Origin of the sequence: Dorea longicatena (assembly GCF_024168045.1) — a bacterium.
Lineage (GTDB): Bacteria > Bacillota > Clostridia > Lachnospirales > Lachnospiraceae > Dorea_A.
This window is the reverse complement of sequence record NZ_CP100126.1, coordinates 2,002,660-2,017,839: the sequence shown is the minus strand read 5'-3', so window position 1 is coordinate 2,017,839 and position 15,180 is coordinate 2,002,660. Positions and strand designations below refer to the sequence as shown.

Below are 15,180 nucleotides of genomic sequence, written 5' to 3'. Positions count from 1 at the left end.
GGAGTAACTATGAAGAAACAATTTGCAGTATTTGGTCTGGGCAGTTTTGGGGAAAGTATTGCGTTAGAATTACAAAAACTTGGATGCGAGGTCGTAGCAGTAGATAAAGATATGGAGCGCGTAAAAGGAATCGCCGACTCGGTATCGTATGCGATGCAGGCAGATATCGGTGATCCGGATTTTGTCAGATCTCTCGGCACGAGGAATCTGGATGGCGTTGTGATCGCAGAAGCAGAAAGTCTGGAAGCAAGTATTATGGCAACGCTGGTGTGTAAAGAAATTGGTGTACCGAATGTGATTGCAAAAGCAAAAAATGAGCGTCATGCAACCGTATTGAAAAAAATCGGTGCAGACTCCATTATTTTCCCGGAAAAAGAAATGGGAATCCGGATGGCAAAGAATCTTATGTCTGCCAGCTTCACAGATTGGATCGCTTTATCACCGGATTATAGTATAGTTGAGACACCGATGCCTGTAAAATGGAGTGGAAAAACGTTGCAAGAACTGGATGTGCGCCGGAATTATGAAGTGAATGTCGTGGGAATTAAAAGTGGGGCGCACGTAGAAGTGAATCCGGATCCTTCAGAAGTATTGCGTGAAGATATGGTTCTGATCCTGGTGGGATCTAATAAAGCATTAGAAGCATTATAAGAAAATTCCATGTCTGGAGATGATCCTGGCTGGTGTGACGAAGGTTGTAATATCGGCTTTGCAATCATAACAAGATAATGGTATAATATTCATACTGATTTGATCTGAAGATACGAAAGCTTTACCGTAAGGAGGACATGAGGATGAAAGAAAAAATAATACAGGGTGGGATCGTGAATGGCGAGAAGATGCTGGTATGTCCGACCTGGGAAGATGAATTTCAAAAAGCAATCAACAGTACAGGCGGCTGTTTCCGAATCAGCATGGATTATTCTGCTGTAGATGTTTCGTGGTGGAAAGAACTGGAAGCGATTGCTAAAAAATATGGATACACACTGGATTCCGAATCATTGGAGATCATTCAGGAATATGTACAGAAATATAAAAAGTACGAGAATCATTTCTGGGAATATGGAAAGAAAATCATAACATTTGAACAGTTCAGCAGGATGTTGAGTAAAAAGGCGGGAATACAGCCAAAAGAAGCAAAAGACTATGTGGCCGCTAATCTTCAGAATCTGGAGCATAAAGAGATTTTGGAGGCATTGTTGTTCTCGTTGCAGCTTATTAAATCCGAAAAGGGACTGGAGGGAACGCAGTGGACAAAACCGACGTGCGATTTTATTAAGAAAGAATTTGAGAAGATGATTGTAAACGGGGAATATTAAGAAGAAAAAGTGGGGAGTCAGTCAGAATGATTCTCCACTTTTGATGTAAAAGGAGATAAAGAGTATGGAATTATGGGATATTTATGATGAAAATAAAGAGCGTACAGGAGCTACAATGAAACATAATGACTGGAATATGAAACCGGGAGAATTTCACCTGACTGTTCTTGGTGTGCTGATGCGCCCGGATGGGAAATATCTGATTACCAGAAGAAGAATGGATAAAGAATGGGCAGCCGGATGGTGGGAAGTGCCGGGAGGCGGAGTACGTGCCGGGGAAGATTCGTTGGATGCAGTGATTCGGGAAATCAAGGAAGAGACAGGAGTCGATGTGACGGAAGCAGAAGGAGGCTATGCATTTTCATATAAGAGAGTAAATCCGGAAGAAAAAAACAATTACTTTGTGGATATCTACAAATTTATTCTGGATTTTGATGAATCTGATGTGAAGACACAGGAGGAAGAGGTGTCGGGATTTGCAATCGCAGATATCGAAGAAATCAAAAGATATGCGGATCAGGGGATATTTCTTCACTATGAAAGTATCCGACAGGTTTTCGAGGGATAAAACAGGCAGGCTGTATGAATGATGAAGAGAGAATCCTGAAGGAAATCAAAGATGTATTAAAAGAACTGGATGAGCAGGGAAGAATGAAGTATACGCAGAAATACATGCAGCATAGTGATATTTCGGTATATAAGCATTGCATTAGTGTGGCATATACAAGCGTAGAACTGGCGGATCGCTTGGCGTGGAATGTCAACCGCAGAGAACTGATCAGAGGTGCGCTTCTGCATGATTATTTTCTATATGACTGGCATGAAAAGAATGCAGGACACAGATTTCATGGATTTATCCATGCCGGCAGAGCGCTGCAGAATGCCAGGAAAGATTTTAAACTGACCATACGGGAGGAGAATATCATATTACGTCATATGTTTCCGTTGAATGTCGTACCTCCGATGTGTAAGGAGGCATGGCTGGTATGCCTCGCCGATAAGATATGTGCATCCAAAGAGACTGTGGCCGGAAGAATACATAGAAAAAGGAAACAGCAGAGATGAAAGATATGGTTGACTTGTCAGATATCCTACTATTATAATAGGGAATATTATGAAATATGAGTGGAGGAACAAATATGTTAAATCAGTTTTCCAGAACACAGCTTCTGTTAGGGGCTGACAATATGGACAGACTTGCAGATGCAAAGGTAGCGGTCTTTGGGATCGGCGGAGTAGGCGGATACGTGGTAGAAGCACTTGCGAGAAGCGGAGTAGGATCATTTGTCCTGGTGGATGACGATAAAGTGTGTCTGACGAATATCAACCGTCAGATTATTGCGACCAGAAAGACCGTAGGGAAGTATAAAGTAGATGTGATGAAAGACCGAATTCTGGAAATTAACCCGGATGCAGATGTAGAGATAAGAAAATGTTTTTATCTTCCGGAGAATGCACATGAATTTCCGTTTGAAGAATATTCTTATGTGGTAGATGCGGTAGATACGGTAACTGCAAAGATTGAGATCATAATGCGTGCGAAGGCCGCAGATGTTCCTGTTATCAGTTGTATGGGAGCCGGCAATAAACTGGACGCATCTGCATTTCAGGTGGCAGATATCTATAAGACAAAGATGTGTCCGCTTGCAAAAGTTATGCGGAGGGAATTAAAAGCACGTGGGATAAAAAAACTAAAAGTTGTATATTCGGAAGAAAAACCGGTACGTCCATTAGAAGATATGAGCATCAGCTGCAGACAGCATTGTGTATGCCCACCGGGGACAGAAAGAAAATGTACCCAGAGAAGAGATATTCCGGGAAGTATTGCATTCGTTCCATCCGTAGCAGGCCTGATCCTTGCCGGAGAAGTGGTAAAAGACCTGACCATCAATCAGTATGGACGGGGAACGGAATAATGGGGGATATCTTTTGACATTTTCTGTAAATCCGATATAATAGAAAACGTAATGTTCTATTTGTAGATTGAGGAGGTTATCAATATGAAAAAAAATAGAAGAAACAATTCAAGACCTGCAGCAATCACAACTGCAAAAGATACAACAAAGGCAATCGAGACAAGAGCAGGCGTATTGAAAGAAGCAGAAGATGTGAAGAAAGAGGCAAAGACAAGCTTTTATCTTCAGTATATGGGAAAAGAAATCAGCACAGAGGAGATTACACAGAAAGTACACGAAGCATGGAAAACTTTGGGGAAAAATGTAGATGAGATCAAAACGCTGAATGTATATTTGAAACCGGAAGAAGCAGCAGCTTATTACGTGATCAATGAAGAAACAACTGGAAAAGTAGCAATTTAATGTAATAACTATATTGAACGTCCGGTATATGGATACAGCAGTATAGAATTGTTCTATACTGCTGTATCTTTTTTGGACAGAAATGGAAGTCGTTACACCTGTCTAATGCCAATTGTATCTAGTATTTTGTTACATCTTCTTCAAGATGTGCAATCTGTTCCAAAAGCCCGGTAGTTTCTTTTTCGGAAAGACTTTCCAGGATCATGTTCATATCATCCGCAATTTTTGCGGGATTATAAGGAACTTCCAATGCAAAATCACTGAAAGCGCGAATCTTCTGGAAATAAGTGCGGGTCTCAGGTTCTTCACCTCCGGTCCGGCACATCTGATACATGGTGACACAGTCTGTGGCATCCTGATCTGTACATTTTTTACAGATCCATTTTCCAAGATAATAATAATTACTTCCAATCTGATAAAGGAATCCTGGAAGCTTTAATAATCGCTCTGATAACATGACAGAACCTCCTTGCATTGATGAAGTCCGGTTAAGAGGACTTACTTTTTCTGTTTTTAGTATCCGGTGAAGTGACAGAAATGTCAAGTCAGATTTGTCTGAAAAAAATATATAATTTGAAAATGCTCGAAATATGTCGTATTATAGACTATAGTATGATAAGATTTTGGTAAAAGAAAATTATATATGTAATTTGTAGTATAGGTGGAAAGTAGAATGAAACTGAAAAATGGGGGCATGCTGTTACTGACAGCATTTATATGGGGAACAGCATTTGTTGCCCAGAGTGTAGGAATGGATTATCTGGGACCTTTTTCTTTTAATGGAATCCGCTGTCTGATAGGAGCGGTGGCACTTTTACCGTGTATCTGGTTTTTGAACAGAATGAATAAAGATACTGAAACGGACTGTTCGGAAAAAGAAAAATCAGGGAAAGATCTGATAACAGGAGGTATTGCATGCGGGGTATTATTATTCACAGCGGGCAGTCTCCAACAGGCTGGGATTCAGTATACCACAGCGGGAAAAGCAGGATTTATTACTGCTTTTTATATCGTGATCGTTCCGGTTCTTGGAATTTTTCTTCATAAAAAAATCAAATGGAAGGTATGGATGGCAGTGTTACTGGCACTTGTCGGATTGTACTTTTTGTGTATTACGGAGTCTTTTTCTATTGGAAAGGGAGATATTCTGGTATTTTTGTGTGCACTTGTTTTTTCTGTGCATATTCTGGTGATTGATCATTTCTCTCCGAAAGTGGATGGTGTGAAGATGTCCTGCATCCAGTTTTTCGTGAGTGGAATTCTGTCATTACCATTTATGTTTGTGCTGGAGACACCAAGACTTGTAGCTGTGGCGGCTGCATGGATGCCGCTTTTGTATGCGGGTGTATTATCCTGTGGTGTTGCATATACATTGCAGATACTTGGACAGAAGAATGTGAATCCGGCGGTAGCATCGCTGATTTTAAGCCTGGAATCCTGTTTTTCGGTACTTGCGGGCTGGATCATACTTGGAGAACGTTTGTCATTCAGAGAATCGTTAGGGTGTATACTGATGTTTCTGGCAATTATACTGGCACAGCTTCCGGATAAAAAATAATGGGTAACAGGAGGAGAGAAAATGCGGTTTGTGATTCAGAGAGTTACAGAAAGCAGCGTAAAAGTGGATGGAAAAGTAATCGGACAGATAGGAAAAGGATTTATGGTCCTGATAGGTGTGGCTGATTCAGATACAAAAGAGATTGCTGATAAGATGGTTAAGAAAATGACTGGATTACGTATTTTTGAGGATGAAGAAGGAAAGACGAATCTTTCACTGGATGCGGTGGGAGGGGAACTCCTTCTGATCTCGCAGTTTACTTTATATGCGAACTGCAAAAAGGGAAACCGGCCAAGTTTTGTCGAAGCAGGGAAACCGGACATGGCAGAAGAACTTTACGAATATATTATCAGTAAGTGCAAAGAACAGATACCGGTAGTAGAACGGGGAATGTTTGGAGCGGATATGAAGGTGAGCCTGGTAAATGACGGACCATTTACAATTGTACTGGATTCAGACAGATTATAGTGATAAAATATAGATTATGATGAGGGAAGTAAAAAAACGAACAAATATTTGGGGGGGGGGGGGGTAAAACGTATGGAAGAACAGAGGAAGAAGATATTAATCGTCGATGATTCAGAAATGAACCGTGAGATTCTGGTGAGTATGCTCGAGGACGAATATGATCTGATACAGGCAGAGGACGGACAGCAGGCGGTTTATATTATGTCAGAACACCATATGGAATTATCCCTGCTGTTATTGGATATGAATATGCCTGTAATGAATGGATATGAAGTGCTGCAGGTTATGAAAGAAAGACTATGGCTGGATCGTATACCGGTTATCAGTATCTCGGCAGATTCCTCTGATGATAATATCGGACGCGCATATAAGCTTGGTGTAAACGATTATTTCTCACGTCCATTTGATGCGGCTGTTGTTTTGAGAAGAGTGCATAACACGATTGCACTGCATGATAAATCCATGGGGAATTTTCAGGATACATTGGGAATGCTGTCAGATTTCTATTATGTAATATTGAAAGTCAACCTGACAACAGACAGTTATCTGATATTGAAAGACGGATTTGATGATCAGAAAAAATATTTCGACAGTTTGACCTCCTTTTCAGCGAGACTACGCGGCTTTGCGGACATGGATTGCATTTATGAAGATGATAAAAAAGAATATCTTGAGTTTTGTAATATAAAACGTCTGAGAAAAGCGTTCGCAGGAGGAAACAGAAAAGAGATGATCCGTTATCGGCGGAAAGTGAAGGATGAATTCAAGTGGGTATCACTTACAATGATATGCAGTGAGGAATACGAAGATGATAATCAGATCGTGATGCTATATGTAAGGGATATTAATGATGACTATCTGAAACAGCTGGATGAAGTCATGAGAAAGACGACGGATTCACTGGGAACGGTGACCGTAAATGTAAGTAAGGGAATGTGTATCTCCTGTGCAGTGAAGAATAAGAATATCAGAATCAGGGGAGAAAAGGAAAATCTGGACGATTACGTAAGAAGAATATCGATGTATGCGATCGGCTGTGAAGACAGAGTAAAAGCAAACCAGTTGTTTGTACAGGAAAATCTACTGAAAGAATTTGCAGCTGGGAGAACAATTATTTCGCTCGAAACAGTTGCTCAGGGAGATCAGGATGAGAAGATTCGTATGTTCCGCATTACGATAGAGATGATCCGGAACTCTGTGACAGATGACATTGAAGGGGTGCTTTATTTTCAGGACATAACCGAAAGTTATCTGGCAGAAAAAATCCCACAGCTTCTTTACCAGAAGAATTTTGAAAAGGTTGCATTGATCGATGCTCGCAGAAATTTGATCAATATGGAATCGACAGAAGATTTTAATGCATACAGATATCTTCATACGAAGATCGATTATAATACGTATTGCCGGGAGATCCTGGGTACGATGGTTCCGGAGCAGGAAAAAGAGCATCTGAAGAAAAATACAGACATAGAAAAGATATGCAGGGAATTGAATCAAAATGGCTGTTATTCCTTTACAGTCCATCAGATCAGTGAGGATGGAGAGATACGCCTGAAAGAGTTTAATTTCATGTATCTGTTCAGAGAACTGGGAATCATTCTGGCTGTGACAGAAGATATTACAGAGCTTTCCGGTACAGATATGCTGACCGGCGGGTACAACAGACGGGGATTCATCCATAATTCGGAAAACATATTCCGGCACTGTGCCGACAGGACCGATTATGCAGTGTTGTACTTTAACGTCCGCAATTTCAAAGCAGTAAATGAGCTTTTTGGAATTGATACTGGTGATAGTGTGCTGCGCACAATTTATAAGAATCTGCGATCATCCAGCCTGAAGCCATGTGTAGTGGCGAGAGTGGAGGCTGATCAGTTCACCTGTCTGGTAGAGAAAAAGAATCTGGATTTTGATGCGCTTTCCGGACTTTGCGAGTGGAATTTCACAAAGAAGGGAAAGACGATGCACATCTTCTGCGGTTGCGGAATTTTCTTTGTTGAAAATAAAGAAATGAGCATCAATGGTATGATCGACCGTGCGAAGCTTGCAAAAAAATATATTACAGATGAATATGTAAAACCATATAATATCTATGATGCATCGATGAAATCATATTACATCGATCGTGCGGAACTTGCAGGAGAACTCAGAAACGGACTGGCACAGGAACAGTTTAAAGTATATTATCAGCCGGTTGTAGATGCGAAGACCGGAGAGATCCGGTCTGCAGAAGCCCTGATCCGCTGGGTGCATCCAAAGAGAGGATTCGTATCACCTGCCATATTTATTCCGGCATTAGAAGAGAGTGGTCATATCTCAGAACTGGATTTTTATGTGACAAAAAAAGTATTTGAATTCATGCGGAAGCGATGCGAAGACGGTAAGAAAAATATTCCGATATCAATCAATTTGTCATGGATGGATTTTTATGATGAAAAGATGATGAAATGGATCGAGGAAAATGTAGAGTCGTCTCAGAAGCTTGGAATCAAATCAAGATTTGAGATTACAGAGACATCGTTTGAGGCGATGAAGCAGAACCGCAATAATATCCTGGAATCATTGCAGAAAAAAGGTGCGGTGACACTGCTGGATGATTTTGGAAGCGGATATTCTTCTTATGGTGTACTTCAGGACTATAATTTTGATATTTTAAAGATCGATATGAGTCTGGTACGTCAGATTGAGACAAATCCGAAGTCGAGAAGCATCTTAAAATCTATCATTGCGATGGCTCATGAACTGGGGATGCAGCTGGTGGCAGAAGGAGCAGAGACGGAAGAACAGATTGTATTCCTGAGGGAAAACGATTGTGATTGTATACAGGGATATTATTATTCCAAGCCGCTTCCGGAAGACGAATTTTTGGAATACCTTGGGGAAAATTAAACGACAGATCAGAATCAGATTTTGAAGATATAAGCTGTGTGAGTGTGAAAACTCTCCGGAAATCTGCGCAAAAGTGTGGACTTCCGGGGATTTTTTTGACTGTATATTAGTTAGTATTCTAAATAAATAAAATATAAAACAAACAATAAAAATATAAAAAAAATATAAAAACATTGACAATATTGGTGGAAATGACTAATATAATTGTTAGAATTCTAATTAATAAAAGGAGGTAGAGGATTTGGAAAAAGATATGGAAACGTCAACATTTTTTTCCGTATTTCAATTAATGAAATTTATGCAATATCAGTCAATGAAGCGTATGGAAAAAATGGACTTGAAACCAAGTCAGGCGGGAGTCTTGTTTTCGTTGAAACATTGGGGTGAACAGTCGCAGAAACAACTGGCAGAACGTGTCGGCATTACACCACCATCCATGACTGTTGCGTTACGGAAGATGGAAGAAAAAGGATACGTGACACGAAGACAGGATGAAAAGGATCAAAGAGTGGTGAAAATTCATCTCGCGCCCAAAGGAGAAGAATGTATAGAAGGAATTCAAAGAGTAATTTGTGAAATGGAAGAAATAGTTTATCAGGGAATATCAAGAGAAGAGATACTTCTGATGAAGCGCCTTCTGACAGAAATGAAAAACAATCTGTTGAACTCAAAGGATTTCAAAGGTGTGGATATGGATACGATCATAGAAAAGACATGTCCATCGGCACGTGGGAGTTTTTAGTAATAGAATATACAGACGGAACTGGATAGGACAGATCCGTTGTATATAGATATGAATGCAGAAAGGAAAGACATAAGAAAATGGGAAAATTATTTAAGTTTCTGAAACCATATGCAGCTGCTGTGGCAGCGATTATCTGCATACTGGTTGTCCAGGCTTATTGTGATCTGTCTTTGCCGACTTACACATCGGATATTGTGAATGTAGGTATCCAGCAGGGCGGCATTGATGAAGCTCTACCTGATACAATTTCCAAAAAAGATCTGAACCATCTGTTACTGCTGGTTCCGTCGGACAGACAGAAAATTGTAAAAAACGCGTATACAGAGTCGGTGGAAAAATACGACTATAATGGTACTGTAATGGAATTAAAAGCTTCTGTGAAAGAAGATAAAAAGAAAGTGGACAGGCTTTCAGAGATTCTTGGAAAGCCAATGCTCATGGCAGCAGGATTTGATTCCGGCAGTGAGATGACACAGAAAATCGAAGAGCAGATGCGGACACAGATGTCTGGAATTCCGAATGTTGATAAGATGGATATCTATGATATGTTGGAGTTTATGGGAGCTGAAGGCAGGAATGCGCTGATCGGACAGATGGATCAGCAGATGGATTCCATGCAGGATTCAATTATTGCCCAGGCAGCAGCAGGGTACATTAAAGACGCTTACACCCATATAGGAATTGATACAGATCAGATCGAAACTACCTATATTTTACATACAGGAGCCAAGATGCTGGCACTTGCATTCCTCGGAATGGCAGCAAGTATACTGGTCGGACTGCTGGCATCACGTGTCGGTGCCGGTGTCGGACGCAGACTTCGTGAAAATGTATTCCGTAAAGTGGTTGGTTTCTCCAATGCGGAATTTGATAAATTCTCTACGGCATCACTGATTACAAGAAGCACGAATGACATTCAGCAGATCCAATTATTACTTGTTATGATCCTTCGGATGGTTCTGTATGCACCGATTATGGCAATCGGAGGAATCTGGAAAGTCTTTCATACGAATGTCGACATGTCGTGGATCATCGGACTTGCGGTTGCTGTTATTATAGTTATCGTAGGATTCTTATTCCTGGTGGTAATGCCGAAGTTTAAGCTAATCCAGAATCAGGTTGACAAACTGAATCTTGTCAGCCGTGAAATTCTGACAGGACTTTCGGTTATCCGTGCATTTGGTACACAGAAGTACGAGGAAGAACGTTTTGATGATGCAAATAAAGCACTGACAAAGACGAACTTATTTGTAAACCGCGCAATGACATTTATGATGCCGCTTATGATGTTCGTTATGAACAGTATTGCGGTCCTGATTGTATGGGTGGGTGGTCACAGCATCAATGATGGAGCAATGCAGGTTGGTGATATGATGGCATTTATCCAGTATACGATGCAGATTATCATGGCGTTCTTAATGATCTGTATGATCTCGGTTATGCTGCCAAGAGCAGCTGTATCTGCAGGCCGTGTAGACGAAGTACTGACAAGTGAGACTATGATCCATGATCCCAAGAACCCGTCACACATTCCGGAAGAAGGAAAAGGAAAGATTGTATTCGACCATGTATCGTTCCGTTATCCGGGGGCAGAAGAAGATGTCCTGCATGACATTTCCTTTACCGCAGAGCCTGGAAAGACGACGGCATTTATCGGAAGTACCGGGTGTGGTAAGTCTACGCTGGTGAATCTGATTCCGAGATTCTATGATGTTACAGACGGTAAGATTACGATTGACGGAAAAGATATCCGAAATGTATCACAACACGAACTCCGGGAGAAACTGGGATATGTACCGCAGAAAGCTGTATTATTCTCAGGCGATATTGCTTCAAATATCTTATATGGTAATCCGGATGGAAGTGAAGCCGAGATGACAGAGGCAGCAACGATCGCACAGGCAACTGAATTTATTGAACAAAAGAAGAAAAAGTATAAGAGTACCATTTCCCAGGGAGGATCGAATGTATCCGGAGGTCAGAAACAGAGACTTTCGATTGCAAGAGCGATAGCAAAACATCCAGATATATATATATTTGATGACAGTTTTTCAGCACTGGATTATAAGACAGATGCAACACTTCGTGCAAAGCTGAAAGAGAAAACATCAGAAAGTACGGTTATGATCGTCGCACAGAGAATCAGTACGATTCTCCATGCAGATCAGATCATTGTGTTAGATGATGGTCAGATCGTCGGAAAAGGTACACATAAAGAACTGCTTAAGAACTGTGAAGCATATTATCAGATCGCATCTTCACAATTATCAGAGAAAGAATTAGAAGAAGATCTTAAGGAGGTGGAATCATATGCCAAGAGGTAGAGGACATGGACCGAGAATGTCCAATGAAAAGGCAAAAGATTTTAAAGGCACGATGAAAAAGCTGATGGCATATTTGAGCGCATATAAGATTGGAATATTTTTTGTGATTGTATTTGCCATCGGAAGTACGATATTTAATATCGTAGGACCGAAGATACTTGGAAAAGCAACGACCGAGATATTTAAAGGTCTGGTCAGAAAAGTATCCGGCGGAGCTGGGATCGATTTTGACAAGATCGCACATATTGTACTGACTCTGTTATGCCTGTATCTGACAAGTGCAGTGTTTTCATTCGTACAGGGGTATATCATGACAGGAGTATCACAGAAGCTGACTTATCGTCTGAGAAAAGAAATCTCAGAAAAAATCAATCGCCTGCCGATGAATTATTTTGATAAACAGACACATGGAGAGGTGTTATCCCGTATCACAAATGATATAGATACCTTAAGCCAGAGCCTGAACCAGAGTGCAACGCAGGTGATCACATCGGTGACAACGATCATAGGTGTGCTGATCATGATGCTCAGTATCAGTCCGTTGATGACATTGGTAGCACTTCTGATTCTTCCGGTTTCAATGGGACTGATTTCTATGATCGTAAAACGTTCGCAGAAGTACTTCATGAGCCAGCAGGAGTATCTGGGCCATGTAAACGGACAGGTAGAAGAAATCTATGGCGGTCATAGTATCATCAAAGCATTCAATAAAGAGGAGGATGTAATCGCTACATTCAAGCGGGACAATGATATTTTATATACTTCTGCATGGAAATCGCAGTTTCTTTCCGGAATGATGATGCCAATCATGCAGTTTGTCGGAAATCTTGGTTATGTCGGAGAAGTTATCCTGGGCGGTTATCTTGCTATGAAAGGAAGAATCCAGGTTGGTGATATCCAGTCTTTTATCCAGTATGTAAGAAGCTTTACGCAGCCGATCCAGCAGGTTGCGCAGGTGGCAAACATGTTACAGTCCACAGCTGCAGCATCTGAGCGTGTCTTCGAATTCCTTGAGGAGGCGGAAGAAGACCAGACAGTGGAACATCCGGCATGTATTGATGAAATGGAAGGAAGCGTAAGCTTCGAACATGTTCATTTCGGATATAATCCGGATCACACGATCATCAATGATTTCAGTGTGGATGTAAAGCCGGGACAGAAGGTTGCGATTGTAGGACCTACCGGTGCAGGAAAGACGACGATCATTAAATTACTGATGCGTTTTTATGATGTTGGAAGTGGTTCGATCAAGGTGGACGGGCATGATGTCCGTGACTTTAACCGCGATGATCTGAGAAAAATGTTCGGAATGGTATTACAGGATACCTGGCTGTTCAAAGGAAGTATCGAAGATAATATCCGTTATGGACGGCTGGATGCAACGCATGAAGAGGTAGTGGAGGCTGCAAAGGCAGCACGTGCACACCGTTTTATACAGACCCTTCCGGGTGGTTATCAGATGGAGTTAAATGAAGAAGCAAGTAATGTGTCACAGGGACAGAAGCAGCTTCTGACAATTGCAAGAGCAATGCTTGCAGATCCTAAGATACTGATCCTTGATGAGGCGACAAGTTCGGTAGATACAAGAACCGAAATTCAGATCCAGAAGGCAATGGATCAGTTGATGAAAGGAAGAACCAGCTTTGTGATCGCACATAGATTGTCAACAATACGTGATGCAGATATGATTCTGGTTATGAAAGACGGAGATATCGTAGAACAGGGGAATCATGAAGAACTTCTTGCACAGAATGGATTCTATGCTGAACTGTATAATTCGCAGTTTCAAAGAAGTGCATAAAAACAGGATCATTGCGTTAAAGATTACGGAATCCTTAAAGAGAAATAAGGCGCTGTCAGAAGAAAATCTGACAACGCCTTTTGAATATGCACGGAAACATGCCGGAAATAATCCGGATCGTTCTGCTTTCATAACGTTTAGAGGGCAAAAAAGCGTATGTTACTATGCAAGGAAATATACGGTCAATATCCATTGCATGAAATAAACGAATAAAATCAGAACGGGAAGATCCGGATTCTTTTAAAGAAAAATGAAAGTGTGTAAAAAAACTGCTACCTGACAGCCTTTTTACCTGTTTAAGATGAATGCTTTAAAGTAATTAAATTATATCATAAATATACAAAAAATATATAAAAATATACAAATAAAAAATAAAGCAACGAAATGTGGCGTGAAAAAGAAGCACATATCTGCTCATGCATACCAGGTTTCGTTGCTTTTTTGTAAAAATTATTTCTGATTCTTATTTACGTTCTGCAGCTTCATTGCACGAACTTTCAGCGGAAGTCCGAACAGGTTGATGAATCCACTAGCATCATGATGATCATACAGATCACCGGTTGTAAAGCTTGCAAGAGACTCGCTGTACAGAGAGTACGGAGAAGTAGTTCCGGCTTTTGTGATCGTTCCTTTATACAGTTTGAACTTCACTTCACCTGTTACATATTCCTGTGTGCTTTCAACGAAAGCCTGGATTGCCTCACGCAGTGGTGTGAACCATTTTCCTTCGTATACAATCTGGGCAAGCTTGTCAGCCATTTCTTTCTTCACTTCTGCTGTAGCACGGTCAAGAATAAGTTCCTCTAACTGCTGGTGAGCGGCATACAGGATTGTTCCGCCAGGTGTCTCGTATACGCCGCGGGACTTCATACCTACAACACGGTTCTCAACAATGTCGATGATTCCGATACCGTGTTTTCCGCCAAGTTCATTCAGCTTGCGGATGATATCAGATACTTTCATTTCTTCGCCATTGATACTCTTAGGCACACCTTTTTCAAAAGTCATAGTAACATATTCTGCTTTGTCAGGAGCTTTTTCCGGTGTGGTAGACATTACCAGAAGGTCATCGTAGTTAGGTTCATTGGAAGGATCTTCCAGTTCCAGACCTTCATGGCTGATATGCCATAAGTTACGGTCACGGCTATAGCTGTGCTTTGCGTCGAATGGGAGGTCGATTCCGTGTGCTTTACAGTAATCAATCTCGTCTTCACGTGACTGCATGGTCCAGATATCTGTCATTCTCCAAGGAGCAATGATTTTGATGTCCGGAGCAAGTGCTGTGATACCAAGTTCAAAACGGATCTGGTCATTTCCTTTACCGGTAGCACCGTGGCAGATGGCAACAGCATTTTCTTTCCGTGCAATTTCCACGAGACGTTTTGCGATTGCAGGACGGGCCATGGAAGTTCCGAGAAGATATTCATCTTCGTATACGGCATGTGCCTGAACGCAAGGTACAATGTAGTTATCAGCAAAATCATCTACGATATCTTCGATATATAACTTGGCTGCGCCGGAAAGCTTTGCTCTTTCTTCCAGTCCATCCAGTTCTTCCCCCTGACCACAGTCGATACAGCAGCAGATAACATCATAGTTAAATGTCTCTTTCAGCCATGGGATAATTGCTGTGGTATCAAGACCACCTGAGTATGCTAATACAACTTTTTCTTTCATCTTATATATCCTCCTACATGAAATATAGTTTTATCAATCGCTTTAAAATAATCTTCTCGTATACAGCCGGAAAAGTCAAGT

General features: G+C 41.1%; 14 protein-coding genes. 12 read left to right on the top strand and 2 right to left on the bottom strand.

All coding sequences use genetic code 11. The features are described 5' to 3' along the window. The first annotated feature begins 9 nt into the window (after positions 1–9). The 6 genes from NKF87_RS09555 to NKF87_RS09530 all read left to right on the top strand — a co-directional run bounded on the left by NKF87_RS09555 (position 10) and on the right by NKF87_RS09530 (position 3,637). Positions 10–651 (top strand): potassium channel family protein, encoded by a 642-nt coding sequence (locus tag NKF87_RS09555; protein WP_055283990.1) that lies wholly within the window; start codon positions 10–12, stop codon positions 649–651. Between the two features lie 143 nt (positions 652–794). Beyond that, a complete protein-coding gene (locus NKF87_RS09550; RefSeq protein WP_055283992.1) occupies positions 795–1,319 on the top strand; it encodes a hypothetical protein in 525 nt (174 codons plus the stop codon). Between the two features lie 64 nt (positions 1,320–1,383). Further along, positions 1,384–1,887 carry an NUDIX hydrolase gene (locus NKF87_RS09545; protein ID WP_055283994.1) on the top strand — a complete coding sequence of 168 codons (504 nt, stop codon included), beginning with the start codon at positions 1,384–1,386 and terminating at the stop codon, positions 1,885–1,887. 14 nt (positions 1,888–1,901) lie between these two features. Further along, positions 1,902–2,384: an HD domain-containing protein gene (locus NKF87_RS09540; RefSeq protein ID WP_117598605.1), complete on the top strand. Its 483-nt coding sequence runs from the start codon at positions 1,902–1,904 to the stop codon at positions 2,382–2,384. A gap of 74 nt (positions 2,385–2,458) precedes the next feature. After that, positions 2,459–3,235 carry a tRNA threonylcarbamoyladenosine dehydratase gene (locus tag NKF87_RS09535; protein ID WP_253583488.1) on the top strand — a complete coding sequence of 259 codons (777 nt, stop codon included), beginning with the start codon at positions 2,459–2,461 and terminating at the stop codon, positions 3,233–3,235. 84 nt (positions 3,236–3,319) lie between these two features. Continuing rightward, positions 3,320–3,637 carry a DUF6465 family protein gene (locus NKF87_RS09530; RefSeq protein ID WP_049947160.1) on the top strand — a complete coding sequence of 106 codons (318 nt, stop codon included), beginning with the start codon at positions 3,320–3,322 and terminating at the stop codon, positions 3,635–3,637. A gap of 118 nt (positions 3,638–3,755) precedes the next feature. Here NKF87_RS09530 and NKF87_RS09525 read toward each other — a convergent pair whose 3' ends face one another. Continuing rightward, positions 3,756–4,094 (bottom strand): hypothetical protein, encoded by a 339-nt coding sequence (locus tag NKF87_RS09525; RefSeq protein WP_028088332.1) that lies wholly within the window; start codon positions 4,092–4,094, stop codon positions 3,756–3,758. A 216-nt stretch (positions 4,095–4,310) separates the two neighbouring features. Here NKF87_RS09525 and NKF87_RS09520 point away from each other — a divergent pair, with 216 nt between their 5' ends. The 6 genes from NKF87_RS09520 to NKF87_RS09495 all read left to right on the top strand — a co-directional run bounded on the left by NKF87_RS09520 (position 4,311) and on the right by NKF87_RS09495 (position 13,422). Then, positions 4,311–5,195 carry a DMT family transporter gene (locus tag NKF87_RS09520; protein WP_055284003.1) on the top strand — a complete coding sequence of 295 codons (885 nt, stop codon included), beginning with the start codon at positions 4,311–4,313 and terminating at the stop codon, positions 5,193–5,195. A gap of 21 nt (positions 5,196–5,216) precedes the next feature. After that, a complete protein-coding gene (gene dtd, locus NKF87_RS09515) occupies positions 5,217–5,663 on the top strand; it encodes a D-aminoacyl-tRNA deacylase (protein WP_055284005.1) in 447 nt (148 codons plus the stop codon). Positions 5,664–5,735: 72 nt separating this feature from the next. Then, positions 5,736–8,552 carry an EAL domain-containing protein gene (locus NKF87_RS09510; protein ID WP_253583486.1) on the top strand — a complete coding sequence of 939 codons (2,817 nt, stop codon included), beginning with the start codon at positions 5,736–5,738 and terminating at the stop codon, positions 8,550–8,552. 241 nt (positions 8,553–8,793) lie between these two features. Beyond that, positions 8,794–9,294: a MarR family winged helix-turn-helix transcriptional regulator gene (locus NKF87_RS09505; protein WP_226851355.1), complete on the top strand. Its 501-nt coding sequence runs from the start codon at positions 8,794–8,796 to the stop codon at positions 9,292–9,294. Positions 9,295–9,374: 80 nt separating this feature from the next. Then, positions 9,375–11,621: an ABC transporter ATP-binding protein gene (locus NKF87_RS09500; protein WP_117598603.1), complete on the top strand. Its 2,247-nt coding sequence runs from the start codon at positions 9,375–9,377 to the stop codon at positions 11,619–11,621. Beyond that, on the top strand, positions 11,608–13,422 hold the full coding sequence (locus NKF87_RS09495; RefSeq protein WP_161144366.1) for an ABC transporter ATP-binding protein: 1,815 nt from the start codon (positions 11,608–11,610) through the stop codon (positions 13,420–13,422). Before NKF87_RS09500 ends, NKF87_RS09495 begins: the two co-directional genes overlap by 14 nt. 450 nt (positions 13,423–13,872) lie before the next feature. Here the strand turns inward: NKF87_RS09495 and NKF87_RS09490 are convergent, their stop codons facing one another. Beyond that, a complete protein-coding gene (locus NKF87_RS09490) occupies positions 13,873–15,099 on the bottom strand; it encodes an argininosuccinate synthase (protein WP_028088325.1) in 1,227 nt (408 codons plus the stop codon). Between the last annotated feature and the right edge of the window lie 81 nt (positions 15,100–15,180).

Excerpts from the sequence above, each read along its gene's own strand:
- NKF87_RS09555 (WP_055283990.1), top strand. The coding sequence starts at position 10 with ATGAAGAAACAATTTGCAGTATTTGGTCTGGGCAGTTTTGGGGAAAGT.
- NKF87_RS09550 (WP_055283992.1), top strand. The coding sequence starts at position 795 with ATGAAAGAAAAAATAATACAGGGTGGGATCGTGAATGGCGAGAAGATG.
- NKF87_RS09545 (WP_055283994.1), top strand. The coding sequence starts at position 1,384 with ATGGAATTATGGGATATTTATGATGAAAATAAAGAGCGTACAGGAGCT.
- NKF87_RS09540 (WP_117598605.1), top strand. The coding sequence starts at position 1,902 with ATGAATGATGAAGAGAGAATCCTGAAGGAAATCAAAGATGTATTAAAA.
- NKF87_RS09535 (WP_253583488.1), top strand. The coding sequence starts at position 2,459 with ATGTTAAATCAGTTTTCCAGAACACAGCTTCTGTTAGGGGCTGACAAT.
- NKF87_RS09530 (WP_049947160.1), top strand. The coding sequence starts at position 3,320 with ATGAAAAAAAATAGAAGAAACAATTCAAGACCTGCAGCAATCACAACT.
- NKF87_RS09525 (WP_028088332.1), bottom strand. The coding sequence starts at position 4,094 with ATGTTATCAGAGCGATTATTAAAGCTTCCAGGATTCCTTTATCAGATT.
- NKF87_RS09520 (WP_055284003.1), top strand. The coding sequence starts at position 4,311 with ATGAAACTGAAAAATGGGGGCATGCTGTTACTGACAGCATTTATATGG.
- dtd (WP_055284005.1), top strand. The coding sequence starts at position 5,217 with ATGCGGTTTGTGATTCAGAGAGTTACAGAAAGCAGCGTAAAAGTGGAT.
- NKF87_RS09510 (WP_253583486.1), top strand. The coding sequence starts at position 5,736 with ATGGAAGAACAGAGGAAGAAGATATTAATCGTCGATGATTCAGAAATG.
- NKF87_RS09500 (WP_117598603.1), top strand. The coding sequence starts at position 9,375 with ATGGGAAAATTATTTAAGTTTCTGAAACCATATGCAGCTGCTGTGGCA.
- NKF87_RS09495 (WP_161144366.1), top strand. The coding sequence starts at position 11,608 with ATGCCAAGAGGTAGAGGACATGGACCGAGAATGTCCAATGAAAAGGCA.
- NKF87_RS09490 (WP_028088325.1), bottom strand. The coding sequence starts at position 15,099 with ATGAAAGAAAAAGTTGTATTAGCATACTCAGGTGGTCTTGATACCACA.